Here is a 26,639-nt window from a genome sequence, read left to right as displayed (position 1 = left end):
ATCAGATTCCTTGTTCACTGAGCCACAGGTTCAGGGCTGCGAGTTGCCACAGTTTCGAGCCGCGCAACGGCGTCAGTTGGCCTTGTGGATCCGTCAGCAGTCTGTCGAGCATGGCCGGGTTGAACAGGCCGCGATCCTGGCTCGGATCCAGCAGCAGTTCACGCACCCAGTTCAACGTGTCGCCCTGCAAGTGCTTGAGGCCGGGTACTGGAAAGTAGCCTTTCTTGCGGTCGATCACTTCACTTGGAATCACCAGGCGTGCCGCTTCTTTCAGCACCTGTTTGCCGCCATCGGGCAGCTTGAACTGCCCGGGAATCCGCGCCGAGAGTTCCACCAGGCGATAGTCGAGAAATGGTGTGCGTGCTTCCAGACCCCAGGCCATGGTCATGTTGTCGACGCGTTTGACCGGGTCATCCACCAGCATCACCGTGCTGTCCAGCCGCAGGGCTTTGTCCACCGCGGCATTGGCGCCGGGTTGGACGAAATGTTCCTTCACGAAGTCGCCGGCCGCGTCATTGGCGGTCAGCCATTTCGGCTGGACGGTGGCGGCGTAGTCGTCGTAGCTACGGTCGAAAAACGCCGCGCGATAGGCCGCGTACGGATCGGCCGCGCCATCGACCTGCGGGTACCAGTGATAGCCGGCAAACAGTTCGTCGGCACCCTGGCCGCTTTGCACCACCTTGCAGTGCTTGGCCACTTCGCGGGACAACAGGTAGAAGGCGATGCAGTCGTGGCTGACCATCGGCTCGCTCATCGCGCGGAACGCAGCGGGCAGTTGCTCGATGATCTCTTTTTCGTCGATGCGCAATTGATGGTGCTGGGTGCCGTAGTGCTTGGCGATCAAGTCCGAATACTGGAACTCGTCACCGCGCTCGCCGCCAGCGTCCTGGAAACCGATGGAAAAGGTCGACAGGTTTTCCACGCCGACTTCACGCAACAGCCCGACCAGCATGCTCGAATCGACACCGCCGGAAAGCAGCACGCCGACATCCACCGCCGCCCGTTGACGGATCGCCACGGCTTCGCGGGTACTGTCGAGCACGCGGTCACGCCAGTCTTCGAGGGTCAGGTTTTTCTCGTCGTCGTGTGGGCCGTAGGGCAGGGTCCACCAGGTTTTCTGCTCGGTGCTGCCATCGGCTTCAACGCGCATCCAGGTCGCAGGCGGCAGCTTTTCGATGCCCGCGAGCAAGGTGCGTGGAGCGGGCACCACAGCGTGGAAATTCAGGTAGTGATTGAGCGCCACCGGATCGAGGATCGGGTTGATGTCGCCACCCTTGAGCAGTGCCGGCAGGGCTGAGGCGAAACGCAAACGCTGACCGGTGCGCGACAGGTACAACGGCTTCACGCCGAGCCGGTCGCGAGCGATGAACAGGCGCTGGGCATCGCGCTCCCAGATGGCAAAGGCAAACATGCCGTTGAGTTTCGGCAGTAGTGCTTCGCCCCAGGCGTGGTAGCCCTTGAGCAGCACTTCGGTGTCGCCACCGGAATAGAAGGCGTAACCGAGCGCTTCGAGTTCGCCGCGCAGTTCCGGGAAGTTGTAGATCGCGCCGTTGAAGGCCAGGGACAAGCCCAGTTGGCTGTCGATCATCGGCTGCGCCGAGCCGTCCGACAGGTCCATGATTTTCAGGCGACGATGACCCAGGGCAATCGGCCCTTGGGCATGAAAGCCCCACGCGTCGGGGCCACGAGGGGCCAGGTGATGGGTGATTCGCTCAATGGCTGCAAGGTCTGCAGGTTGATGATCAAAACGTAACTCGCCAGCTAATCCGCACATAAAGTCCTTACCGGTTTTTCCGTTGGGGATGGGTGATTCCGCGTCCGGCCAAAATGGCCGGTACTCAGAAACTGACCCGCTGCAGATGTGGGAGTTTTAGAACGATGAGTTATAAGTGGGCGCGACTGACCAGCGGCCAGCCACGATTTTTCACTTGCCGCGAATCAACTTGCGCAGCGCGAAACGGTTGGGATGGCAGGCCTCGGCGACGCTCCTGGGCAGTGGCAGCGGCTCGTTGTCCAGCCACGCGGCCAACAGCTCACCGGACAGCGGCGCGGTGATCAGCCCGCGTGAGCCGTGGCCACTGTTGATGTACAGACCGTCGAGCCACGGGCAGGTAATGTCCGGCACTTGTCGCGCATCCTTGCTCAACGTCGCGTAGGCCTGATCGAACGCTTCGCGATCCGCCAGCGGGCCGACAATCGGCAGATAATCAGGGCTGGTGCAGCGGAAGGCGGCACGGCCCTCCAGTGTTTCTGCAGACAGTTCGGCGATGTGCAGACGCGCCAGCAGATCGCCGGAAATTTCTTCGAGCATCGCCAGATTGCCCAGGTGTTCGGCGGTGGTCGGGGTCAGGTCATCGCTGGTGAAGTCGAAGCTGGCGCCGAGGGTGTGTTCGCCAAGGCGTGCCGGCGCCACATAACCTTCGGCGCAGACCACGGTGTTCAGCGCCTGACTCTCGGCGGTTTGTGGCAGGCGCGTGATCTGTCCGCGAATGCGCTTGAGCGGCAGTTCGGCACTTTGCACAAAGCGTTTGATCTCCGCTGCGCCGGCCAATACCACCACCGGAGCGCTGGCGAGCAGGCGGTCGCCAGCGAAGGCGTGCCATTGGCCCTCGACCTGGCGCAGTTCCAGCGCGTCGTGATGCTTGAGCAATTCGATGTTCGGTTGCGCGGCTTGCGCCCGGCACAGCGCCGGCGGATGCACCCAACCACCTTCTGGGTAGTACAAGCCGCCGTGGGCCAGACCAATGCCGGCCTGAATCTCGGCTTGCGGTTGATCGAGCCAGTGCACCAGATCTTCCGGGAACGCCGCGGCCAGTTGCGCTTGACGCTCGGCTTCCTTGGCATTGAAGGCCAATTGCAGCACGCCGCAATCGTCCCAGTCCGTGCCGCGTTGCAGGGTTTGCAGCAGACGGCGGGTGTAGCAGAAACCGCTGACGATCAGTTGCGACAACGCAGTGCCGTGGGCCGACAGCTTCAGGTACAGCACACCCTGTGGATTGCCCGACGCCTCCTGCGCCACGTCGGCATGCCGTTCCAGCAGGCTGACCTGCCAGCCGCGCGCCGCGAGACTGGCGGCGGTGGCGCAACCGGCCAGCCCGGCGCCGATCACCAGCGCCCGACGTTCACTGGTCAGCGGGGCAGGGCGGGCGAACCACGGTTTGTTAGGCAGCGGTGGCGCGACGTCCTGCGGCCAGCCGAGAAACTCGCCGCGCAGGATTTCCCACTTGTGGCCGATGCCCGGCGTGCGTTTCATCTTGAACCCGGCCGCATTGAGCAAACGCCGTACCCAACCAGTGCTGGTGAAGGTGCTGATGGTCGAGCCGGGCGCGGCCAGCCGCGCCAGCTCGATGAACAGTTCGGCGGTCCACATGTCCGGGTTTTTTGCCGGGGCGAAACCGTCGAGAAACCACGCGTCGATCTGCGCATCGAGCTGCGGCAGTTGCTCCAGCGCATCGCCGATCAACAACGTCAGCGTCACTCGACCGTCAGCGAGCATGATCCGCTGAAAGCCTTGGTGGATGGCCACGTAATGGGTCAGCAACTGATCGGCCAGCGGCTTGAGCTCCGGCCACAAGGCCAAGGCTCGTTGCAGGTCGGCCGGAGTCAGCGGGTACTTTTCGACGCTGACAAAATGCAGACGGGCGCCGGCCACCGCCTGTTGCTCGAACAACTGCCAGGCGCAGAGAAAATTCAGCCCGGTGCCGAAGCCGGTTTCTCCGATCACCAGTCGCCCGTGCGCTGGCAACGCGGCAAAGCGCTCGGCCAGACGGTTCTGTTCGAGGAACACGTAGCGGGTTTCATCCAGCCCCGACTGGTCGGAAAAGTACACGTCATCGAACACTCGCGAACGCGGGCGTCCGTGGTCATCCCAGTCGAGTTGGGCGTGGGGCAATACAGGTTTCATGGCAGGCTCGGCAACGACAAGGCGGCCATTCTAGCCGATCGCGGGGAGGCTGCTTGATCCATGGCAAGGCTGGGTTGTGCGGTCTCGAAGACAATCGATGATTGGGGCGCTGATCAGAGCAACCTGTGGCGAGGGGATTTGTCCCCGATCGACTGCGTAGCAGTCGCAATCCCGCTACCGGCTGCATCTGAGCGTTGAATGGCTTTGGGGCCGCTGCGCTGCCCATCGGGGATAAATCCCCTCACCACAGAGTTTTTCTTGAAGCCAAAAGGAGCGGAATTTCTCTGCCGCGCCCATGCCCAATCCGCTAGTCTTGCTGAATCCTGGAAGGAGCCGTCCCCATGTTTGAATCCGCTGAAATCGGTCACGCCATCGACAAAGAGACTTACGAGGCCGCCGTTCCTGCCTTGCGTGAAGCATTGCTGGAAGCCCAGTTCGAGTTGCAGCAGCAGAAGCGTTTCCCGGTGATCATTTTGATCAACGGCATCGAAGGCGCGGGCAAGGGCGAAACCGTCAAGTTGCTCAACGAGTGGATGGACCCGCGCCTGATCGAGGTCCGCACCTTCGATCAGCAGACCGACGAAGAGCTGGCGCGACCACCTGCCTGGCGTTACTGGCGGATGCTCCCGGCCAAGGGGCGGATGGGGGTGTTTTTCGGCAACTGGTACAGCCAGATGCTCCAGGGGCGAGTCCACGGTTTGTTCAAGGATCCGCGTCTGGATCAGGCAATCAACGCCGCCGAGCGTCTGGAAAAGATGCTCTGCGATGAAGGCGCGCTGATCTTCAAGTTCTGGTTTCACCTTTCCAAGAAACAGATGAAGGCCCGCCTCAAGGCGCTGGCCGACGACCCGCTGCACAGCTGGCGCATCAGCCCGCTGGACTGGCAGCAATCTGAAACCTACGACAAGTTCGTCAAATACGGCGAGCGTGTGCTGCGCCGCACCAGCCGGGATTACGCGCCGTGGCACATCATCGAAGGCATGGACGCCAATTACCGCAGTCTGGCGGTCGGCAAGATTCTGCTCGAAGGTTTGCAGAATGCCTTGAAACGCCCGGATGTTCATACCGAGGAAGTCAACGCCGCACCGCTGGGCACCGCAGTCGATCAACTGAACCTGCTCGACAGTCTCGACCTGAACCGGCAGTTGGAAAAGAAAGACTACGAAGAACAACTGATCACCGAGCAGGCGAGGCTGTCCGGGTTGATGCGCGACAAGCGCATGCGCCGCCACGCCTTGGTGGCAGTGTTCGAAGGCAATGATGCGGCGGGCAAGGGCGGGGCAATTCGCCGTGTCGCCGCGGCGCTCGATCCGCGCCAGTACAGCATCGTGCCGATTGCTGCGCCAACCGAAGAGGAGCGCGCGCAGCCGTACTTGTGGCGTTTCTGGCGGCATCTGCCGGCGCGGGGCAAGTTCACCGTGTTCGATCGCTCCTGGTATGGCCGGGTGCTGGTGGAGCGGGTCGAGGGCTTTTGCAGCCCGGCCGACTGGCTGCGGGCCTACAGCGAAATCAATGACTTCGAAGAGCAGATCGCCGACGCCGGGGTGATCGTCGTCAAGTTCTGGCTGGCGATCGACAAGGACACGCAGATGGAGCGGTTCCAGGCCCGGGAACAGATTCCGTTCAAGCGCTTCAAGATCACCGAGGACGACTGGCGCAACCGCGACAAGTGGGACGCTTATCGTGCGGCCGTGGGCGACATGGTCGACCGCACCAGCACCGAGATTTCGCCGTGGACACTGGTCGAGGCCAATGACAAGCGCTGGGCGCGAGTCAAGGTGCTGCGCACGATCAACCGCGCCCTCGAAGAGGCGTTCGAGAAGTCCGACAAGCGCGCGAAAAAGCACAAGGACTGAACCGATGGACACGTATACGCGGGGTGAATGATTGTCGCGGTCGGCGGCGGGGTGGACTTATCCTCGGTTCACTCTCCTGCGACAACAACAATTGAGGTATGCCATGCGTGAAGTGGTGATCGTCGACAGCGTGCGGACCGGCCTGGCCAAGTCCTTTCGCGGCAAGTTCAACCAGACCCGTCCCGACGACATGGCGGCCCATTGCGTCAACGCGCTGCTGTCGCGCAACGACATCGACCCGGCCAGCGTCGAGGACTGCATCGTCGGTGCCGGCTCCAACGAGGGCGCGCAGGGTTACAACATCGGCCGCAACGTGGCGGTGCTCTCGCGCCTGGGCACGAATGTGGCCGGCATGACCCTCAATCGCTTTTGCTCTTCGGGTCTGCAGGCGATTGCGATTGCTGCCAACCAGATCGCTTCCGGTTGCAGCGACATCATTGTTGCCGGTGGCGTCGAGTCGATCAGCCTGACCCTGAAAAGCGTCAACACCGATCACCTGATCAACCCGCTGCTCAAGCAGCAGGTGCCGGGCATCTATTGCACGATGGGCCAGACCGCCGAAGTGGTCGCGCGCCGTTATGACGTCAGCCGCGAGGCACAGGACCGCTACGCGCTGCAAAGCCAGCTGCGCACCGCCCAGGCGCAGGCCGCCGGGCTGTTCAATGATGAAATCGTGCCGATGGCGGTCAAGTACCGGGTCGAGGACAAAAACAGCGGTGAGGTGCAGATCCTCGACAGCATCGTCGATCACGACGACTGCAACCGGCCGGACACCACCTACGAAAGCCTCGCTGGACTGAAACCGGTGTTTGCCGAGGACGGTTCAGTGACGGCCGGCAACTCGTCACAGCTGTCTGACGGTGCGTCGATGACCCTGGTGATGAGCCTGGAAAAAGCCCTGCAACTGGGACTCACGCCCAAGGCGTTTTACCGCGGTTTCACTGTGGCTGGCTGCGAGCCGGACGAGATGGGCATCGGTCCGGTGTTCTCGGTGCCGAAACTGCTCAAGGCCAAAGGCTTGCAGGTGGCGGATATCGATCTGTGGGAACTCAACGAGGCGTTTGCTTCGCAGTGTCTGTACGCCCGCGACCGTCTGGAGATCGATAACGACCGATACAACGTCAACGGCGGCTCGATTTCCATCGGCCACCCGTTCGGCATGACCGGGTCGCGGCAGGTCGGGCATCTCGTGCGTGAGTTGCAGCGGCGCAATTTGCGCTACGGCATTGTGACCATGTGCGTGGGGGGCGGGATGGGGGCGACGGGGTTGTTTGAGGCGGTGCGCTGACCCTGCAGATTTGTATGCCTGTCAGGACGCCTTCGCGAGCAAGCCCGCTCCCACATTAGTACGGTGTACACCGATCAAAATGTGAGAGCGGGCTTGCTCGCGAAGGCTTCAACTCGGTTCATCGGTTGGAATCCAGAACCTGCATCCGCGCGATATACGCCTTTATTTCCTGCTCGGCTGTCTCCGGCCTGTCGAACGGCCCCTCAAGGGTGTTCTCCCGCGTGCAGAAAAACAGTTCGCCATTGACCCGACACATCCGGTCGCTGCGAAAGTGCGTGGCGGGGGCGCTGTCCTGGGCGCGCATTCCGTACATGATCGGCCTCCTTGAGTGATGCGCTGAAAGGGTTTCAATGAGCTTATGCCTGAAGCACTTGGCACGCCCGGGCAAGCGATCAACGGTGATTCGTCAATTTAATGCTGCGACCTGCACAGTTTCATTCGCGGCCTGGCCCGAACTGTCCCTGTGTTGCGCCTGCGTGCGGGCCTAGAATGACCGCTCTTGTCAGCAGGCATTGGGGTTCGCATGCACATTTCATCCGGTCGCTGGGTCTACGGTCTGTTCCTGGCGCTGCTGACGGCGTTTCTGTGGGGCATCCTGCCGATCAAGCTCAAGCAAGTGCTGCAGGTGATGGACCCGATCACGGTGACCTGGTTTCGCCTGTTGGTCTCCGGCGGTTGCCTGTTCATATATCTGGCCTCGGTCAAGCGCCTGCCGAGCCGTAAAGTGCTCGGCCCCCGGGGCGGCTGGCTGGTGCTGATGGCGGTGCTCGGGCTGGTGGGCAACTACGTGCTGTACCTGATGGGCCTCAACCTGCTCAGCCCCGGCACCGCGCAACTGGTGGTGCAGATGGGGCCGATCATGTTGCTGATCGCCAGCCTGTTCGTGTTCAAGGAGCGTTTCAGCATCGGTCAGGGGATTGGTCTGGCGGTGCTGCTGATCGGTTTTGTGCTGTACTTCAATCAGCGGCTGGCGGAGCTGCTGACCTCACTGTCGGATTACACCGCAGGCGTTTTGCTGGTGCTGTTGGCGTCGACGGTGTGGACCTTCTATGCGCTGGGCCAGAAGCAATTGCTCACGGTGTGGAATTCGCTGCAGGTGATGATGGTGATCTACCTGTTCTGTGCGCTGTTGCTGACACCGTGGGTGCATCCGCTGGAAGCCCTCGATCTCAATCCGCTGCAGGGTTGGTTGCTGCTGGCGTGCTGCATGAACACGCTGATTGCCTACGGCGCCTTTGCTGAAGCGCTGGCACATTGGGAAGCGTCACGGGTCAGTGCGACATTGGCGATCACGCCGTTGGTGACGTTTGGCGCGGTGGCGATTGCGGCGGGGGTCTGGCCCGAATATGTGCATGCCGAGCAGATCAATGGGCTTGGGTATGGTGGGGCGGTGCTGGTGGTGTTGGGGTCAGCGCTGGTGGCGTTGGGGCCTTCGTTGATTGCCGGGTTGAAAGCGCGGCGAATGAAGATGGCAGCCAGTTAGACCGCGTCATCGTTCTTCGCGAGCAAGCCCGCTCCCACATTGGATCGCATTCCCCACATGGGATTGCGGTCAACTGTGGGAGCGAGCCTGCTCGCGAAGACGGACTTTCAGGCGCTACAAATCTCAGCCCTTGGCGCCGGCCTCGATCATGTTCTCCGGCCGCACCCAGGCGTCGAACTCTTCATCGGTCAGATACCCCAACGCCAACGCCGCCTCACGCAAGGTCAGGCCTTCGCTGTAAGCCTTCTTGGCGATTTCTGCCGACTTGTCGTAACCGATGTGCGGGTTCAACGCCGTCACCAGCATCAGTCCGCGTTCCAGGTGTTTGGCCATGACTTCGGCGTCGGGCTCAAGACCGGCGATGCAGTGCTGCTGGAAGTTGCTGCAACCGTCGGCGAGCAGGCGGATCGATTGCAGCAGGTTGTGGATGATCACCGGTTTGAACACGTTCAGTTGCAGGTGGCCCTGACTCGCGGCGATGCCGATGGTGACGTCGTTACCCAGCACTTGGCAGGCGAGCATCGACAGCGCTTCGCACTGGGTCGGGTTGACCTTGCCGGGCATGATCGAGCTGCCTGGCTCGTTCGCCGGCAGTCGCACTTCGGCAAAACCTGCCCGAGGGCCGGAGCCGAGCAAGCGCAGGTCGTTGGCGATTTTCATCAGGGCCACGGCGAGGGTCTTCAGGGCGCCGGACAGGCTGGTCAACGGTTCATGTCCGGCCAGTGCGGCAAACTTGTTCGGCGCGGTGACGAACGGGAGGCCGGACAGGGCGGCGAGTTCTGCGGCAATCGCTTCGCCAAAACCGTGCGGCGAATTCAGACCGGTGCCGACCGCGGTGCCGCCCTGCGCCAGTTCGCACACCGCTGGCAGCGCTGAGCGGATCGCCCGCTCGGCGTAATCCAGCTGCGCGATAAACCCGGACAGTTCCTGACCGAAGGTGATCGGCGTCGCGTCCATCATGTGCGTGCGGCCGGTCTTGACCAGTTTCATGTGGCGTGCCGCCAGTTCGGCCAGACCGCCGGACAGCTCGGCGATGGCCGGCAGCAATTGCTCCTGCACGGCTTTGGCGGTGGCGATGCTCATGGCGGTGGGGAAGCAGTCGTTGGAGCTTTGTGAGCGGTTGACGTGATCGTTGGGGTGCACCGGCGTCTTGCCGCCGCGCGGGTTGCCGGCCAGTTCGTTGGCGCGGCCGGCGATCACTTCGTTGACGTTCATGTTGCTTTGGGTGCCGCTGCCGGTCTGCCAGACCACCAGCGGGAACTGGTCGTCGTGCTGGCCGTCGAGGACTTCGTCGGCGGCTTGTTCGATCAGGCGGGCGATGTCGGCGGGCAGGTCGCCGTTGCGGTCGTTGACCCGGGCGGCGGCTTTCTTGATCAGGGCCAGGGCGTGCAGTACCGGCAGCGGCATGCGTTCCTGACCAATGGCGAAGTTGATCAGCGAGCGTTGCGTCTGAGCACCCCAGTAGGCGTCGTCCGGGACTTCGATCTGGCCCAGGCTGTCGGTTTCGATACGGCTCATCGTGCACACTCCTGTTGGTCTGTTTGCGCAGTTTAGGCCCGGTCAGGCCCAGGTGGTTCCCTCGAACCGATTGTTGACCGGTAAAACCCCGTCAATCAAGCACGGCAAGGGCCGGGGGTTGAGCCACGAGGTTTTTTAGGCGCAGAATGGTCGCCCTTGGGGTTTTACCTCGCCTAGCTGAAAAGGAAACTCGATGACTCGTCTTCGTGCCATCTGCACCGCGGTTGCACTGGTTTGCGCCAGCGGCCAGGTGCTTGCCGATACCGCCAGCCACAACGCCAGTGCTGAAGCTTTTCTGACCCTGGCGCACGCTGACAAGCTGGGCACTCCGGTGTACATGCAAGTGCAGCAAATGTTCGCTCAGCGTTTTGAGCAGACCAAAGCCCCGGAAGCCAAGAAAGCCGTACTGGAAACCTATCAGGCCAAGGCCAACGCTGCGCTGGACCAAGCCATTGGCTGGAACAAGCTGAAACCGGACATGGTCAAGCTCTACACCAGCAACTTCAGCGAATCCGAGCTGAAGGATCTGGTCGCGTTCTACCAGTCGCCACTGGGCAAGAAAGTCCTGGAAAAAATGCCTCAGCTGACCCAGCAATCGGCCCAGATGACTCAGGCCAAGCTGGAAAGCGCCGTCCCTGTTGTCAACAAGCTGCTCGACGACATGACCAACGAGCTGGCACCGAAAGGCGCTGCACCGGCCAAGAAGAAGTAAGCGGAGTTCGTGATGACCATGCAACAACGCATCGAATCGACGCTGGCGCTGCTTCAGCCCGAACATCTGCAGGTGCTGGATGAAAGCCACATGCACAGTCGCGGGTTACAGACCCACTTCAAGGCTGTGGTGGTCAGTGCGCAGTTCGACGGCCTCAATCGGGTCAAGCGCCACCAGAAAGTCTACGGCACGCTTGGCGAGCTGATGGGCGAGTTCCATGCGTTGGCGCTGCACACCTACACGCCGCAGGAATGGGCAGAGATCGGCGCCGCTCCGGCGTCGCCGACCTGTGCCGGCGGAAGCAAACACTGATTTTGGATGTGGCTGGATTTTTGTGGCGAGGGGATTTATCCCCGATGGGTTGCGAAGCAGCCCCAAAAGCCACAGAACCCAATCTCCCTGAAAGACCGCATTCTCAGGGTTTGGGGCCGCTTCGCAGCCCATCGGGGATAAATCCCCTCACCACAGGTTTTGTGTTGCCACAGAAACCTCAGTAAATCCAAAACACACTGTGTTTTTGCTAGAATCCGCAACGCGCCGCTCAAGCGGCGCGTTTTTTTTTGAATCCGGTTCACCCTTTGCGAGGGTAGCCACCTGGAGAAATACCCATGACACAACCGATTGTCGTGGCGGCACTGTATAAGTTCGTCACCCTCGAAGATTACGTCAACCTGCGCGAGCCACTGCTGCAAGCGATGGTCGACAATGGCATCAAAGGCACCCTGCTGATCGCCGAAGAAGGCATCAACGGCACGGTGTCCGGCAGCCGTGAAGGCATCGATGGCCTGCTCGCCTGGCTGAAAAACGACCCGCGCATGATCGATATCGACCACAAAGAGTCGTACTGCGACGAGCAGCCGTTCTACCGCACCAAGGTCAAGCTGAAGAAAGAGATCGTCACCCTCGGCGTCGAAGGCGTGGACCCGAACAAAAAGGTCGGCACCTACGTTGATCCGCAAGACTGGAACGCGTTGATCAGCGACCCCGAAGTGCTGTTGATCGACACGCGCAACGATTACGAAGTGTCGATCGGTACCTTCGAAGGTGCCATCGATCCGAAAACCACCAGTTTTCGTGAATTTCCCGACTACATCAAAGAGCACTTCGACCCGGCCGTGCACAAGAAGGTCGCGATGTTCTGCACCGGTGGCATTCGCTGCGAGAAAGCCTCGAGCTACATGCTGGGCGAGGGTTTCGAAGAGGTTTACCACCTCAAGGGCGGCATCCTGAAGTACCTCGAAGAGGTGCCGCAGGAAGAGACCAAGTGGCAGGGCGACTGCTTTGTGTTCGACAACCGCGTGACCGTGCGTCACGACCTCAGCGAAGGCGACTACGATCAATGTCATGCCTGCCGCACACCGGTCAGTGTTGAAGATCGCGCCAGCGAGCACTACGTGGCCGGCATCAGCTGCCCGCATTGCTGGGACAAGCTGAGCGAGAAGACCCGCCGCAGCGCCATCGATCGGCAGAAGCAGATCGAACTGGCCAAGGCGCGCAACATGCCGCACCCGATCGGCTACAACTATAAGCAAGCATCCACCGAGGTCTGATCATGTCTGCGCGCCTGCTCTATGTGATGGATCCGATGTGTTCCTGGTGCTGGGGGTTCGCTCCGGTGGCCAAGGCATTGGTCGAGCAGGCGCAGGCAGCCGGGGTCGAGCTGCACTTGGTGGTCGGTGGGTTGCGCACCGGCAGTGGCTCGGCGCTGGAACCGACCACGCGGCGCTACATTCTTGAACACTGGCAAGCGGTCACCGAAGCCACCGGTCAGCCGTTCAAGTTCGACGGCGCGTTGCCCGACGGTTTTGTCTATGACACCGAGCCTGCCTGCCGGGCGATCGTCACCGCGCGCAGCCTCGCGCCGGATTGCGCGTGGACACTGGTCGGCCTGATCCAGCAGGCGTTCTACGCTGAAGGTCGCGATGTGACCCAGGCCGGTGTGCTGGTGGAACTGGCAGAGCAGGCAGGCGTACCACGTATCGAATTTGCCGCGCTGTTCGATCATGCCGATCAGCACAAGGCGACTCAGGCCGATTTCAGTTGGGTGCAGGATCTGGGCATCGCCGGTTTCCCGACCTTGCTCGCCGAACGCAACGGCCAACTGGCGCTGCTGACCAACGGCTACCAACCACTCAGTGAACTCTCGCCATTACTCGGTCGCTGGCTGGAGCGCGCAGCCTGTGCCTGACCGGGCCGATGACACGCCAGCCGTAAAGCGTGTCGACCGGCTGAGCTGGGCAGAAGTCCGGCGACTGGCACTGCATCACAAAAAATCCCTGTGGATCGCCAACGGCGTCGCCGTCCTGGCGACGCTGTGCAGCGTACCGATTCCGTTGTTGTTGCCATTGCTGGTGGACGAAGTCCTGCTCGGGCATGGCGATGCTGCACTGAAAATCATGAACCACGTGTTGCCGTCGATGTGGCAGCAGGCAGCGGGTTACATCGGCCTGATGCTGGTGGTCACCCTGACCCTGCGCTGCAGTGCCCTGTGCTTTGGCGTGTTGCAGGCGCGACTGTTTGCACGGTTGGCCAAGGACATCGTCTACCGCATTCGTGTGCGTCTGATCGAGCGCCTCAAACGTATCTCCCTCGGTGAATACGAAAGTCTCGGCAGCGGCACTGTGACCACGCACCTGGTCACCGATCTGGACACTCTCGACAAGTTCGTCGGCGAAACCCTCAGCCGTTTTCTGGTGGCGATGCTGACCCTGGTCGGTACCGCGAGCATCCTGATGTGGATGCACTGGAAACTGGCGCTGCTGATCCTGCTGTTCAACCCGTTGGTGATTTACGCCACGGTGCAGTTGGGCAAGCGGGTCAAGCACCTGAAGAAACTGGAAAACGACAGCACCTCGCGCTTCACTCAGGCCCTGAGCGAGACCCTCGATGCGATCCAGGAAGTGCGCGCCGGCAACCGCCAGGGCTTCTTTCTCGGGCGACTCGGATTGCGCGCGCAGGAAGTGCGCAATTACGCAGTCAACTCGCAGTGGAAGACCGATGCGTCGAACCGCGCCAGCGGTCTGCTGTTTCAGTTCGGTATCGACATCTTTCGCGCCGCAGCCATGCTCACGGTGCTGTTCTCCGACCTGTCGATCGGCCAGATGCTCGCGGTGTTCAGTTACCTGTGGTTCATGATCGGCCCGGTCGAACAACTGCTCAATCTGCAATACGCCTACTACGCAGCGGGCGGTGCGCTGACGCGGATCAACGAACTGCTGGCGCGCGCCGATGAGCCGCAATATCCCGGCGGCGTCGATCCGTTCAAGGGCCGCGAGACCGTGGGCATTCAGGTTCAGGGTTTGAGCTTCGGGTATGGCGATGAGCTGGTGCTGGATCAACTGGATCTGTCGATTGCACCCGGTGAAAAAGTCGCAATTGTCGGCGCCAGTGGCGGTGGTAAAAGTACCCTTGTGCAGTTGCTGTTGGGGCTCTATACGCCAGTGTCCGGGACTATCCGCTTCGGTGGTTCGACCCAGCAGGAAATCGGCCTGGAGCTGGTCAGGGAAAACGTCGCCGTGGTGCTGCAACACCCGGCGCTGTTCAACGACACCGTGCGCGCCAACCTGACCATGGGCCGCACCCGCAGCGACGATGCCTGCTGGCAGGCGCTGGAAATCGCCCAGCTGGAACCGGCAATTCGCGCACTGCCGGACGGCCTCGACAGCATTGTCGGCCGCTCCGGTGTGCGCCTTTCCGGTGGTCAGCGTCAGCGTCTGGCGATTGCGCGGATGATCCTTGCCGAGCCGAAAGTGGTGATCCTCGACGAGGCCACTTCGGCCCTCGACGCCGCCACCGAGTACAACCTGCATCAGGCCATGGCGCGGTTCCTCAATGGTCGCACTACACTGATCATTGCCCACCGCCTCTCAGCGGTGAAGCAGGCGGATCGGGTGCTGGTGTTCGATGGCGGGCAGGTGGCCGAGGACGGCGACCATCAGCAACTGATCGCTGATGGCGGCTTGTACGCCAAGCTGTACGGGCATCTGCAGCGCCTTTAGGTCAGCCCCACAAAACCTGCAGGGCATCGGCCGCGCCGTCGTAACCAAACTCCTTGATCACTACTGAACACGATTCGCACGGGCGCATGGTCGTCGCGATGTCGACTGCGCGTATTTCTTTCGGGTCCGGGTATTTTTCGCGAATCACTCTGATCAACTTGCTTTCGCTGTCCAGTGAAGTGGGGCGGCTGGTCTGGGTCGGCTGATAGGTTTTCAACTCCTTGATGGTCAGCGGCACCGCCAACAGTTGACTCTGTTCGGTCACCTCCAGCGAAGTGCGCGGGAAGGCCGGGTTGTAATCGATGTTGATGTAGGTGGTCTGACCGATCCGCACGTGATTGGCGCCCATGTGCCGAAACAGCGGCAGGCGCTGCGTGCTGCCTTGCGCGCCGGAGACGCTGACGTAGATTTCACGCTGGCCGCTGGCGGTGGTGACTTCGGCGAACGCGATGTTGCGTGCGTTGACCGGGCGCTCGCGCACGGGCAGCAGGTTCTGCAATTTCTGCATGGCGCCATCGATGCGCAGCGCCGCGTTGGCGTTGGCCGGCTGCACGGTGGGTGACAGGAACAGTGTGTCGAAAATTTCCGCGGTTTTTTCTCGAAAGGCCTGCGGTGCTTCTTTGCTGCGTGCCCAGGTGGCGGCACCTTCGGGCAGGCGCGTGACGATCATCCGGGTGGAGTGATCGAACATCAGCGCCTCGCCCGGACTGGTGTCGACTTTCAGCCATTTCATGTTGTTCGCAGGGTTTGCCTGGGTGCCGATGGGAATCGCGATCTGTTCCATGGTGTGCATGGCGCGTTGCACGGCTTCGAGGCCATGGATATGCGCGACATTGTTGGCATGCAGCGAACCGGTGTAGACGGTCAGCAGTTCCGCGCCCAACGTGCCGTCGGCCAGTTCGGCAGGTGTCAGGCGTTTGAAGGTCAACGGGTTGCCGGGAATGTCGCCCTTGGCAATGCTGGCGAGGTAGTACTCATGGTGGTTCACCCGAAAGAACACGTGAGCGCAGGACTCGTCGAGGGCCGGCACGAGCACCGCACCGACCTGATGCGAATCGTTGATTCCATCGTAGGTGCCACCCGTCTTGATGCGGGCGAAAATCCCTTTGCGAAACTGTAGCGTGGCCTGAATCTGTTGCCGCGGCACCAGCCTGCCACGACTGAACCCCAGGCGATGCAGGTCACCGGTGAACAGTGTCGGGCGGTTGTCGACGATGCGATACAGCTTGGCGTCGACGGCCAGGAACGTTCCATTTTGCCGGGGCAGCGGGGCCGGTTCCGAGACTCGCTCGCCGAACCATGGTGCATAGCCTTTTTCCTTGTCGATCGTGCCAAGGGGCGGTGTTGGTGCCGGCTCTGCGGTGATATAGCTGACGCGGCAGTCGCCTGCTGGCCCGGGTGCGCGCCGGATACGGCATGGCAACAGCTTCCAGTGCTGACTCTCGTCGAGAAGATCGACGCGGCGCAGTTCATCGCCGTCGAGTCGATAGGGCACGTCGTCGATCAGCACCGTGGTCCGTCCACTCATTTCGGGCAGATGTTCCACACGGGTGTTCTGCGGCAGATCGATGACGATTTGATCGTCGGTTTTCGTCACCCCACGGTAGTGCGAGCGCCCGAGTGAAAACTCATGTTCCTGCGCTATCAGTCGCGGCCCATAGGGGCGGTTGGAGAATGGGTCGAGCAGGTGATGCCGGATCCCGCTGACGGCAACGTTGCGCACCGGTACATCGTCAATGCCCCTGACCACGGCCAGGTGATCGGCCGGGCTCAGGGGTTTCCAGCTTCCGGCATCCAGCGTTTGCGGCAGGCTGTGCAGCAAATCGTATTCACCGCTTCTGCCGGCCAGTCTTTTCAGGCGCAATAGCGCACGGTTTTCCAGGTGTGCAGCGGCCCGCACCGCGCTGATCACGCCGCGGCCACCGAGCTTGAGCAAGGCCGGCGCCGCGTCCAGCGGGTTGAGATTTCTCAGGCTGGCAACCACCAGGTTTTTCGACAGTTGCGCCATGCGCGGCAGGGCGACACGAATCGCCATTTTTCCTGCCACCGCGGCCAGGCGAATGCTGCCGGCGATGAACTTGCCCAATGGAATCGCGAATGAAACGATGTCGAGCAGCAGCCCGAGCACGCCCATCAAGCGTGTGCCGGGGCTGTCTGATTGCAGGTCGTCGAGACTGCCCCAGAACGGGATGAATGCCTTGAGCCCGAAGATCCAGTGTTGCTTGTTGTATTCCCGCTCGAAGCGGGTTTCGCCCCAGGCTTCGCGGCGCAGCGCCTGTTCATCGACATAGAACAACCGGGTGGCGACGAAAGAGGCGATCTGCCCGGTTCGCACCGAGGTGAAGTTCAGGTTCGGTACGCCTGGGTGAAGGGCCGACGGCAGCGTTGACGGTGCGAGTGCATTGCCCAACGGTTCGAGGATGGCGACGCACCTGGCCTGCGGTTTGGGTATTGAGCCGTTCCGGTGTGCATCGTGATCGAACGGCAGCGGGCGAGCGGCGATACGACTGATGCTCTGGCCCTTGGTTCTCCCGCGTTTTGGTGGCAGTGGCGGCAACAGAAACCCGCCGACATGCCCGACTGTCAGGTCCGAACGTTTGCGGATCATGCCGGCGCGCGGCAGGCACTCGTAGAAGCTCGATGTCCCCTCATAAGTGGCCTGTAACACAAACCCCATGCGTGTCCTGTGGGGCAGGATGTTTTCCGGTGTTTCCAGATGAGCCTCGATGTGACGGGTCTGCTTCCTGAGGCTCAGGATTCTCACTTCACCCTGTTCCAGCGCCTGACGATCAGCCGATGGCAGTGTGACCAGTTGACTCTTGATCAGGTACTCATAGGCACTTTTGGTCTTGGCCAGATAGGTATCGAACTGCGAGTCGAACACGGTCTTGATATCGGGCAACGTGCAATCGGTCGGGAACCTCGACAACCGTCGGCCAGGGGGTTGGCTCGGGCCTGTGCTGTCGACAAATCCGCTTTGCAGTTTGCGTTGTGCACTCAGGCTGATCCATTCGCTGGCACGCCTGCCATCGTCGCTGACGTACCAGCGGGCATCGGCGGTCAGCCCGCCGCCGGCATACACCTCCAGCAACGGCCAAGTGGGTAGCGCGACGTCGGGGGTGTCGAGAATGTTGCGTCGATGACGGCTGGCGGATTGATGATGGTGGCGCTTGAGGTGGATTTTCTTGTGGTCGTAAAGGTCATTGGCCAGCGCGCGCTCCAGCAACTGTCTGGCCAGTGGCAGGCGTTGCGGTGGCTCGACATCCAGTTGCAGGATTGCCTTGTTCAGTTGCGCCTCGTGATCCTCCAGCGCTTGCATGGCAGGCTGCACGGTTTGTGGCTCGTCCGAGGGCGTCAATGCGCCCGTCGCCAGCGCCCAGGTTTGCGCCGCTGGCGCACGCGTCGCGGCAATCAGGGCTTGCAAGTCGGCGCTGGCGTTTGCGCTTTTCGTCAGGGGCAGGTCAAGCAACTGTTGAAACGTCAGATAACGCAGCAGCTCTGGATCAAGGGCGTGGGCGAGGTGGGTGCCATGCACGAAGTTCACCCAGACCGTCGAACTGGCATAGGGCAAGTCTTCAGGAATGTCGCGGACTTGAAACTCCAGTGGGAAGCGCGTCAGACATATCCATCCCAGCAGGTGTTTCTCAATCGCCGTCGACGTGCGGCGGGAGTCTTCCAGATGTTGCAGGAAATCCCGGCGAAGGGTGGTGTAGCTCCTTCCGTAGTGAGCCCGTTGTTCAAGTGCAAAACCAGCCACTGTGGTCGAGCTGCCGTCGTGGGCCGCCTCGTACCACAGGCACAATGCTTCAAGTAGCAGGCGTGCGCCGACGTCAGGAAGAGTCTGCTCATCAGGCTGTGCGCCATACCACTGCAGTTTTTGCAGAATACGCCGGCCCAGATCCTGCGCCTTGGGCGTATCGAGCAGGCGTTCCAGGCACGTGGCAGGCTGATCCTCCAACTGCTTGCGGGTAAACGCAGGCGTGACCTCAGCGGCCAGGCTGTCGATGGCCGACAGGGTTTTGCCGGTGAGCCAGTCGCCAATCAGGTCCTGGACTGCGGCTTTTTCGTCGTCGCTCATCAGTAGCGTCAGCGCCGGGTTCTGACGCAGATTCAGTCGGTGGCTGGCGCGGTGTTCTTCTACCTCGTTGATCAGTCGGCCCAGGCTCGCGGCGTCAGGCGTGCTGGGCAATGTGAACCCGGACTCACGCAGCAGTTGTGACAGCGGCAACACTCTGTCGGAACGCAAGTGTGCGCCTATACTCAGCAACGCTAGCTGAAACTCTTGAATTCTGGCGGATGCCTTTTTGACATCCTCGATGGTGTGGTGGGCGACGCTGTCATCGCGACGGCTGAACGTAAAGCTACACTGATCGCCCACGGCACTGACTTGTAACAGCCGGTCTTTGGAGGCTTGCAAATACTCGCTCAATGGCCGATTGCCCGCCTCTTCGAACAGCGCTTGCAGAAGGGTTTGCGTCCGCTCGTACGCCGTGCCGAGGCGCGAATGCGCTTGGGGTGACAGGTAGTAGCTGTCCAGCGAGGTCGAGGCCGCGAGAACAGCGCGAAGTGCGGTGTTCATCGAGCGGTATTCAGCCTGTTGGGCAATATGCCGTTGCAGCGTGGATATCGGTGATTGCATGGGGGAGACGGCTCTGAAATGATCGGAAGCCGTCAGTGTCGAAGCATCGAGAACCCGGGGTGCGGTATATAGGTATCGCAGGTTGAAAGTATCCTGGCTTGCCGGAAGGGGGATCGCCCCCTAGGCTAGCTCCAGCGGTCTCCTCTTGATGATGGCAGTGCGTGCACTAAGGACCTCATGAAGCAAAAAAGGACTCTCGGAACGCCACGGCTGTTGGGCATCGTCTGGCCATTTATTGCCGTCGTGTTATTTCAGGCGTTATTGGGGGGCGTGAGTCTTTACGTCTTGTCGGCCGTGCGTGGCTATGTCGCCGGTGAGAGTCTCTGGTCCAAGGGCCAGAAAGACGCGATCTATTATCTGAATCTCTACGCTGACAGCCGCGACGAGGCAATCTTTCTCAAGTACAAGCAAGCGATTGCCGTGCCACAGGGCGGGCATGAGTTGCGTCTGGCCCTTGATCGACAGCCACCGGATCTGCAGGCGGCGCGGGACGGAATTCTGAAGGGCGGCAACCATCCCGATGACGTCTCCAGCCTGATTTGGCTGTATCTCAATTTTCGTCATTTCAGCTATCTGGAAACCGCGATCGATCGCTGGACGATTGGTGATGGCTATCTGGTTCAGCTGGATAACGTCGCGCGCGAGATGCATCAGCGCATCAGCGAAAACGTCGCGACACCGGCTGATATTCAATATTGGAAAGCGCGGATTTTCGCCATCAACGACGGTGTGACACCAGCGGCCAAGGCGTTCAGCGATGCCCTGGGCGAAGGCTCGCGGATGATTCTGCGTCTGCTGCTGTTCACCAACCTTGCCACGGCGCTCGGGCTGATCGTGCTGGCCCTGTTGCGCACGCACAAGCTGCTCAAGCAGCGCCATGCCTTTGCCCAGGCGCTGCAGTTGGAGAAAGATCGGGCGCACATCACCCTGCAATCGATCGGCGACGGGGTCATCACCACCGATGTCGACGGGGCCATCGAATACATGAACCCGGCAGCCGAAGCCATGACCCACTGGAAGGCCGAGCACGCGGCAGGTCTGCCGCTGGCGGCGTTGTTCAATCTGCTGGATGACAATGCCCAGGCTGAAGGACTGACGCTGATCGAACATATTCTCAGCGGCAAACTGGTCGGTGGCAGCGAGCACTCGAAGCTGATTCAGCGCCTGGACGGCAGCACGGTTTCGGTGACACTGGTGGGCGCGCCGATCCGCAATGCCGAAAAGATCAGTGGCACGGTGCTGGTGCTGCATGACATGACCCAGGAGCGGCAGTACATCGCCAACCTGTCGTGGCAGGCGACCCACGATGCCCTGACGGGTCTGGCCAACCGCCGCGAATTCGAATATCGCCTGGAGCAGGCTCTGCACAATCTGACGCGGCAGCCCGGGCGGCATGCGCTGATGTTCCTTGACCTGGACCAGTTCAAGCTGGTCAACGACACCTGCGGTCACGCCGCCGGCGATGAGTTGTTGCGCCACATCTGCACGTTGTTGCAATCGGGCTTGCGCGAGGGCGACACCCTGGCGCGGCTGGGCGGGGACGAGTTCGGTATCTTGCTGGAGAGTTGCGCTCCGGAGGCTGCGGAGAAAATCGCCGAGAGTCTGCGCCAGACCGTGCAGAACCTGCATTTCGTGTGGAAGGGGCGACCGTTCCTGACCACCGTGAGCATCGGCCTGGTGCACATCGCCCAGACTCCGGCCACCCTCGAAGCTTCGCTGCGCGCCGCCGACATGGCCTGCTACATGGCCAAGGAAAAGGGCCGGAACCGCGTGCAGGTCTACCATGCCGATGATTCCGAACTGTCCTTGCGCTTTGGCGAGATGGCCTGGGTGCAGCGGCTGCACATGGCGCTGGAAGAAAACCGTTTCTGCCTCTACGCCCAGGAAATTGCCCCGCTGAGCCCTGCTGCGAGTGGCGCAGGACACATCGAAATACTCCTGCGCCTGCATGATGAGTCCGGACGGATGATTCTCCCGGACAGTTTCATTCCGGCTGCCGAACGTTATGGCCTGATGAGTCAACTCGACCGCTGGGTAGTCGAGAATGTTTTTAAAGTCATTGCCCAATGTATTGCCGAACAACATGAAGGCCCGTTGGCAATGTGTGCGATTAATCTTTCAGGCATTACTATCGGAGATGAGGCGTTCTTGCACTTTCTGCGGGAACAGTTTGTTAGTTACTCCATACCACCTGAAATGATTTGTTTTGAAATTACCGAAACCAGTGCAATTGCAAATCTTGGGAGTGCAATTCGATTTATTAATGAACTCAAAGGCTTAGGATGTTACTTCTCACTTGATGATTTTTGTGCCGGAATGTCTTCATTCGCTTATCTGAAACATTTGCCTGTAGACTTCCTGAAGATCGACGGGAGTTTCGTAAAGGATATGCTGGACGACCCGATTAACCGCGCAATGGTCGAAGTGATCAATCACATCGGGCATGTCATGGGTAAGCAGACAATTGCCGAGTTTGTTGAAACAACCCAGATCGAGCAGGCATTGCTTGAAATCGGGGTGGATTACGCTCAGGGTTATGTCATCGAACGCCCGCAATTGTTTACCTGTGACAGTTTGCAAAGTCGGCCCGCCAGGCCGCAGCCGTTGTTGTTCAAGGCGCCTGGCACGTTCCGTTGAAATCTCTTGCCGATCCTTACAATCACAAATCAAAAGGAGCCGAACAGTGATCGACACATTCAACCGAACCGGACCACTCATGGAAGCTGCAAGTTATCCTGCCTGGGCACAACAGCTCATTGTGGATTGCAGCGAGAGCAAGCGCCGGGTTGTCGAACATGAACTGTACCTGCGCATGCGCGATAACAAGCTCAGCGCCAAGACCATGCGTCAGTACCTGATCGGGGGCTGGCCGGTCGTTGAACAGTTTGCGTTGTATATGGCGCAGAACCTGACCAAGACCAAATTTGCCCGCCATCCTGGGGAGGACATGGCGCGCCGCTGGCTGATGCGCAACATCCGCGTCGAGCTCAACCATGCCGACTATTGGCTGAACTGGAGCCGCGCGCATGGGGTGAGCCTGGAGGATCTGCAGGCCCAGCAAGTACCGCCCGAGCTGCATGCCCTGAGTCACTGGTGCTGGCATACAAGTTCGGCGGATTCGCTGATCGTTGCCATTGCCGCCACCAACTATGCAATCGAAGGCGCGACCGGGGAATGGTCGGCACTCGTCTGCTCCACTGGCGTATACGCCGCGGCGTTCCCTGAAGAGGAGCGCAAGCGCGCCATGAAGTGGCTGAAGATGCATGCCCAGTATGACGACGCCCATCCCTGGGAAGCGCTGGAAATCATCTGTACGCTGGCGGGGATGAACCCGAGCAAGGCATTGCAGACCGAACTGCGTCAGGCGGTCTGCAAGAGTTACGACTACATGTACCTGTTCCTTGAGCGCTGCATGCAACTGGAAACCTCGGAGCGTCTGTTGGTCGGCCGAGAGCGTCGGGTTGTAGTCGAGAGCTGATCAAGCGGCGAAACACACAGCAAAAATGTGGGAGCGGGCTTGCTCGCGAAGGCGGACTTTCAGTCAACTGGATGTTGAATGTCAGATCGCATTCGCGAGCAAGCCCGCTCCTGCATTTGTTTTGCGGTGGTCAACAGACGTTAGCCAGCCATCGCCAGGCGATTACGACCTTCGCGCTTGGCCACATACAACGCGCTGTCGGCGCGGCGCAGCAGGCTGTCGGCCGATTCCCCCGGCAGCAGGGTCGAGCATCCGAGGCTCACGGTCAGGTCAATCAAATGGCCGTCAGCGAAGTATTCCGCGGCTTGTGCGGCATGGCGCAGGCGCTCGCCGACCATTGCTGCCGCCTCCCGCCCGGTGTTGGACAGCAGGATCAGAAACTCTTCCCCGCCATAGCGAAACACCATGTCGACGTTGCGCAACTGGCCCTTGATCGACGCTGCCACCGCCTTGAGCACGTCGTCCCCGGCACTGTGTCCGTGGCTGTCGTTGACTCGTTTGAAGTGGTCGATGTCGAGCATCAGCACCGACAACGGTTGCAGGTGCCGCCGCGACATGTCGATCTCGCGTTGCAGGGTCTGTTCCATGGCGATCCGGTTGCCGGTTCCGGTCAACGGGTCGCGCAGTGCGCTTTGTGTCGCGGCGCGGTAGAGCAGGGCGTTGCGCATCGGGAACAATAGCGACGACAGCAGCGATTCGAGGTTGCCCTGTTCCTGCTCGCTGAAGCGCTGGTTGCGGCGAAACACCAGCTCGCCCAGATGCTCGCCTTCATGGCTGAGGCTGTAGCTGACCGAATGATGACCGCGTGCGCCGAACTCCAGGCGCAGGTCGCTGCCCTGATGCACATAGCTCAAGGCGTCGAGCGGCACGAGGTGCTGAACTTCGCGAAAAAACAGACCGAGGATGCGTTGCGGTTCAAGACTGGTTTGCAGTTGCAGGCTCATTTGCTGGCGCAATTGCGCCAGACTGGCCGGGCGTTCCAGAAGTGGAGGCAGCAGACCAAAGCCCAGGCGTTGCAATTTGGCACTGTCAAAGTCAATTGCATTGGTCTGGGAGGGTGATTTCATATGGCGTGAGCCCCTAAGCAGTAAGTCTGTCTTACAGGCTGGGTGAGAGCGGCTATGGGCTGCGCGTCATACTGATCCATCAGTCCCGTAGGACATTTGGCGTAAGTTTAGTCTGCCTGATGACGATTAGTCAGCTATCGAAATCGGCCTGGCCCCAGTGCTTTCACACGGCATGCTTTGAGGAAAATTAGAGCGAAAGTCATGCCATTCGGTTCATGTAAATTTAAACCGTTGTAAATCAATGGGATGGCGTTTTGCTTTGAGCTTGGGTGGCGGATATTTGACTGAAGCGTGATGACGGGAAGCGGCAATTGTGTGCCGCGACGGTAATCCGCCACGGCAACAAAAGCGACGTATGGCAGTTATTGCGCGTTGAATGCCTGGCCATTGATGCCCGTGCTGTCCGGGCCCATCAGGTACAGGTACAGCGGCATGATCTCTTCCGGGGTCGGATTGTTCAGCGGATTTTCTCCCGGGTAAGCCTGGGCACGCATGCTGGTGCGGGTGCCGCCTGGGTTGATGCTGTTGGAGCGTACCGGTGCCACGCCGTCGACTTCATCGGCCAGGGTTTGCATCAGGCCTTCGGTGGCGAACTTCGATACCCCATAGGCACCCCAGTAGGCCCGGCCCTTGCGTCCGACGCTGCTGGAGGTGAACACCACCGAGGCGTCCTGCGACAGCTTGAGCAACGGCAGCAGGGTGCTGGTCAGCATGAACATGGCGTTGACGTTGACGTGCATGACCCGCATGAAGTTCTCGCCCGACAGCTGTTCGATCGGCGTGCGCGGACCAATGATCGAGGCGTTGTGCAGCAGGCCGTCGAGATGGCCGAATTCGGTCTCGATCATCGCCGCCAGCTCATCGTACTGATGGGGCAGAGCGGTCTCGAGGTTGAACGGGATCACTGCCGGTTGCGGATGGCCTGCCGCTTCGATCTCGTCGTAGACCTGCGTCAGATTGGCTTCGGTCTTGCCCAGCAACAGCACCGTGGCGCCGTGGGCGGCATAGGTTTTCGCGGCCGCCGCGCCGATGCCGCGACCGGCACCGGTGACCAGAATGACCCGGTCCTTGAGCAATTCGGGACGAGCGGAGTAATCAAACATAAAAACCTCACAATCCATTCATGAAGACCTGCTTCCCTGTGGTGAGGGGATTTATCCTCGACCGGCTGCGAAGCAGTCGTAAACCTGCATGGCGAATCGACCTGAAAGAATGCGGGGGCTGCTTGGCAACCCATCGGGGATAAATCCCCTCGCTACAACGGCCGTTTTCAGCAGCTGCAGAGCGCGCTATCAAGCACCTTGCGCAATTCCAGCGGATGATCCACCACCACATCCGCGCCCCAGTGCCGCGGGTTGTCGTCCGGATGGATGTAGCCGTAGGTCACGGCGGCCGTTTTAGTGCCGGCATCGCGCCCGGATTCGATATCGCGCAGATCATCGCCGACAAACAGAACGGTCGATGGATCCAGATCAAGCATCTTGCACGCGAGGATCAACGGTTCCGGGTCCGGCTTGCTGTTCTTCACGTGATCCGGGCAGATCAGCAGCGCCGAACGCTCGGCCAGCCCCAGCTGTTGCATGATCGGCTCGGCAAAGCGCAGCGGCTTGTTGGTGACCACGCCCCAGATCAGGTTGGCCTTTTCGATATCTGCCAACAGTTCGCCCATGCCGTCGAACAGTTTGCTGTGCACCGCACAACCCACCAGATAGCGCTCGAGAAAATCCAGGCGCAGTTCCTCGAACCCCGGCGATTCCGGGTCCATCGAAAAGGTCACGGCGACCATGGCTTTGGCGCCGCCGGAGATCTCGTCGCGGATGTGCTGGTCATTCATCGGCGGCAAGCCACGATCCGCGCGCATCGCCTGGCAAATGGCGATGAAATCCGGCGCGGTGTCGAGCAGGGTGCCGTCCATGTCGAAAAGAACTGCTCTGATGGCCATCGGCTTACTCCTCGCGCAGGGTCTGGATCATGTAGTTGACGTCAACATCGTTGGCCAGCTTGTAGTGCTTGGTCAGCGGGTTGTAGGTCAGGCCGATGATGTCCTTGACGGTCAGGCCGGCGATGCGGCTCCAGGCGCCCAGCTCGGAAGGGCGGATGAATTTCTTGAAGTCGTGGGTGCCGCGCGGCAGCAGCTTCATGATGTATTCGGCGCCGACGATGGCGAACAGATACGCCTTCGGGTTGCGGTTGATGGTCGAGAAGAACACCTGGCCACCCGGCTTGACCATGCGGAAGCAGGCGCGGATCACCGACGACGGGTCCGGCACGTGTTCCAGCATTTCCAGGCAAGTCACGACGTCGAACTGCTCGGGCATTTCCTCGGCCAGGGCTTCGGCGGTGATCTGGCGGTATTCGACGCTGACGCCGGATTCCAGCTGATGCAACTGTGCGACCGCCAGTGGCGCTTCGCCCATATCGATACCCATCACGGTTGCGCCGCGTTGAGCCATGGCTTCGCTGAGGATGCCGCCGCCGCAACCGACGTCGAGGACCTTCTTGCCGGCCAGATTGACCCGCTCGTCAATCCAGTTCACCCGCAGCGGGTTGATGTCGTGCAGCGGTTTGAACTCGCTTTCGCGGTCCCACCAGCGATGGGCCAGGGCTTCGAATTTGGCGATTTCGGCGTGGTCGACGTTGCTCATGATGTATTCCTCTAAAACTTGAAAAAGGCTGTAGCCCCGGAGTCTGCGCCG

The 26,639-nt window shown here is 60.7% G+C and carries 19 protein-coding genes; 10 read left to right on the top strand and 9 right to left on the bottom strand.

Going from position 1 to position 26,639, the window contains the following annotated elements; genetic code table 11:
- Position 1: 1 nt before the first annotated feature.
- Both PseAD21_RS00945 and mnmC read right to left on the bottom strand, forming a co-directional pair.
- Complete coding sequence (locus tag PseAD21_RS00945) at positions 2–1,774, bottom strand: N-acetylglutaminylglutamine amidotransferase (protein ID WP_102354104.1); 1,773 nt, start codon at positions 1,772–1,774, stop codon at positions 2–4.
- 150 nt (positions 1,775–1,924) lie between these two features.
- Positions 1,925–3,904 (bottom strand): bifunctional tRNA (5-methylaminomethyl-2-thiouridine)(34)-methyltransferase MnmD/FAD-dependent 5-carboxymethylaminomethyl-2-thiouridine(34) oxidoreductase MnmC, encoded by a 1,980-nt coding sequence (gene mnmC / locus PseAD21_RS00940; protein WP_102354103.1) that lies wholly within the window; start codon positions 3,902–3,904, stop codon positions 1,925–1,927.
- Positions 3,905–4,245: 341 nt separating this feature from the next.
- Between mnmC and pap the strand changes: the two genes are divergently transcribed.
- Both pap and PseAD21_RS00930 read left to right on the top strand, forming a co-directional pair.
- Positions 4,246–5,760, top strand: coding sequence for a polyphosphate:AMP phosphotransferase (gene pap / locus PseAD21_RS00935; RefSeq protein WP_102354102.1), 1,515 nt, complete (start codon positions 4,246–4,248; stop codon positions 5,758–5,760).
- A 103-nt stretch (positions 5,761–5,863) separates the two neighbouring features.
- A complete protein-coding gene (locus PseAD21_RS00930; RefSeq protein WP_102354101.1) occupies positions 5,864–7,048 on the top strand; it encodes a thiolase family protein in 1,185 nt (394 codons plus the stop codon).
- Between the two features lie 118 nt (positions 7,049–7,166).
- Here the strand turns inward: PseAD21_RS00930 and PseAD21_RS00925 are convergent, their stop codons facing one another.
- On the bottom strand, positions 7,167–7,361 hold the full coding sequence (locus PseAD21_RS00925) for a DUF6316 family protein (protein ID WP_102354100.1): 195 nt from the start codon (positions 7,359–7,361) through the stop codon (positions 7,167–7,169).
- A gap of 210 nt (positions 7,362–7,571) precedes the next feature.
- Between PseAD21_RS00925 and PseAD21_RS00920 the strand changes: the two genes are divergently transcribed.
- The gene (locus PseAD21_RS00920) at positions 7,572–8,531 is read left to right on the top strand and encodes a DMT family transporter (RefSeq protein WP_102354099.1); all 960 of its coding nucleotides are present in this window, start codon (positions 7,572–7,574) and stop codon (positions 8,529–8,531) included.
- A 123-nt stretch (positions 8,532–8,654) separates the two neighbouring features.
- Here PseAD21_RS00920 and PseAD21_RS00915 read toward each other — a convergent pair whose 3' ends face one another.
- The gene (locus PseAD21_RS00915; protein WP_102354098.1) at positions 8,655–10,049 is read right to left on the bottom strand and encodes a class II fumarate hydratase; all 1,395 of its coding nucleotides are present in this window, start codon (positions 10,047–10,049) and stop codon (positions 8,655–8,657) included.
- 193 nt (positions 10,050–10,242) lie between these two features.
- Between PseAD21_RS00915 and PseAD21_RS00910 the strand changes: the two genes are divergently transcribed.
- The 5 genes from PseAD21_RS00910 to PseAD21_RS00890 all read left to right on the top strand — a co-directional run bounded on the left by PseAD21_RS00910 (position 10,243) and on the right by PseAD21_RS00890 (position 14,759).
- Positions 10,243–10,761 carry a DUF2059 domain-containing protein gene (locus PseAD21_RS00910; protein ID WP_102354097.1) on the top strand — a complete coding sequence of 173 codons (519 nt, stop codon included), beginning with the start codon at positions 10,243–10,245 and terminating at the stop codon, positions 10,759–10,761.
- A gap of 12 nt (positions 10,762–10,773) precedes the next feature.
- Positions 10,774–11,073, top strand: a complete 300-nt coding sequence (locus PseAD21_RS00905; RefSeq protein ID WP_007908388.1) for a BolA family transcriptional regulator — start codon at positions 10,774–10,776, stop codon at positions 11,071–11,073.
- A 296-nt stretch (positions 11,074–11,369) separates the two neighbouring features.
- On the top strand, positions 11,370–12,311 hold the full coding sequence (locus PseAD21_RS00900) for a rhodanese-related sulfurtransferase (protein WP_102354096.1): 942 nt from the start codon (positions 11,370–11,372) through the stop codon (positions 12,309–12,311).
- Between the two features lie 35 nt (positions 12,312–12,346).
- Positions 12,347–12,949, top strand: a complete 603-nt coding sequence (locus PseAD21_RS00895; protein ID WP_178082076.1) for a DsbA family protein — start codon at positions 12,347–12,349, stop codon at positions 12,947–12,949.
- Positions 12,942–14,759, top strand: coding sequence for an ABC transporter ATP-binding protein (locus PseAD21_RS00890; RefSeq protein WP_102354094.1), 1,818 nt, complete (start codon positions 12,942–12,944; stop codon positions 14,757–14,759). The genes PseAD21_RS00895 and PseAD21_RS00890 overlap by 8 nt, the downstream gene beginning before the upstream one ends.
- A 1-nt stretch (position 14,760) precedes the next feature.
- Here PseAD21_RS00890 and PseAD21_RS00885 read toward each other — a convergent pair whose 3' ends face one another.
- Positions 14,761–19,398, bottom strand: coding sequence for a deaminase domain-containing protein (locus PseAD21_RS00885; RefSeq protein ID WP_102354093.1), 4,638 nt, complete (start codon positions 19,396–19,398; stop codon positions 14,761–14,763).
- 177 nt (positions 19,399–19,575) lie between these two features.
- Here PseAD21_RS00885 and PseAD21_RS00880 point away from each other — a divergent pair, with 177 nt between their 5' ends.
- Positions 19,576–22,035 (top strand): EAL domain-containing protein, encoded by a 2,460-nt coding sequence (locus tag PseAD21_RS00880; protein WP_102354092.1) that lies wholly within the window; start codon positions 19,576–19,578, stop codon positions 22,033–22,035.
- Positions 22,036–22,081: 46 nt separating this feature from the next.
- Positions 22,082–22,876, top strand: a complete 795-nt coding sequence (locus tag PseAD21_RS00875) for a TenA family transcriptional regulator (protein WP_102354091.1) — start codon at positions 22,082–22,084, stop codon at positions 22,874–22,876.
- 140 nt (positions 22,877–23,016) lie between these two features.
- On the opposite strand, the gene PseAD21_RS00870 is transcribed toward PseAD21_RS00875, so the two are convergent.
- The 4 genes from PseAD21_RS00870 to ubiG all read right to left on the bottom strand — a co-directional run bounded on the left by PseAD21_RS00870 (position 23,017) and on the right by ubiG (position 26,588).
- Positions 23,017–23,943, bottom strand: coding sequence for a GGDEF domain-containing protein (locus PseAD21_RS00870; protein ID WP_102354090.1), 927 nt, complete (start codon positions 23,941–23,943; stop codon positions 23,017–23,019).
- Between the two features lie 362 nt (positions 23,944–24,305).
- The gene (locus PseAD21_RS00865; protein ID WP_102354089.1) at positions 24,306–25,046 is read right to left on the bottom strand and encodes a YciK family oxidoreductase; all 741 of its coding nucleotides are present in this window, start codon (positions 25,044–25,046) and stop codon (positions 24,306–24,308) included.
- A gap of 167 nt (positions 25,047–25,213) precedes the next feature.
- Complete coding sequence (gene mupP / locus PseAD21_RS00860; protein WP_102354088.1) at positions 25,214–25,885, bottom strand: N-acetylmuramic acid 6-phosphate phosphatase MupP; 672 nt, start codon at positions 25,883–25,885, stop codon at positions 25,214–25,216.
- Between the two features lie 4 nt (positions 25,886–25,889).
- Entirely contained in the window at positions 25,890–26,588 is a 699-nt protein-coding gene (ubiG, locus tag PseAD21_RS00855) for a bifunctional 2-polyprenyl-6-hydroxyphenol methylase/3-demethylubiquinol 3-O-methyltransferase UbiG (RefSeq protein ID WP_102354087.1), read from the bottom strand.
- Between the last annotated feature and the right edge of the window lie 51 nt (positions 26,589–26,639).

The sequence above is a fragment of the Pseudomonas sp. AD21 genome, from assembly GCF_002878485.1.
Lineage (GTDB): Bacteria > Pseudomonadota > Gammaproteobacteria > Pseudomonadales > Pseudomonadaceae > Aquipseudomonas.
The sequence above is the reverse complement of the archived record's forward strand: the minus strand, read 5'-3'. Positions and strand labels throughout refer to the sequence as shown.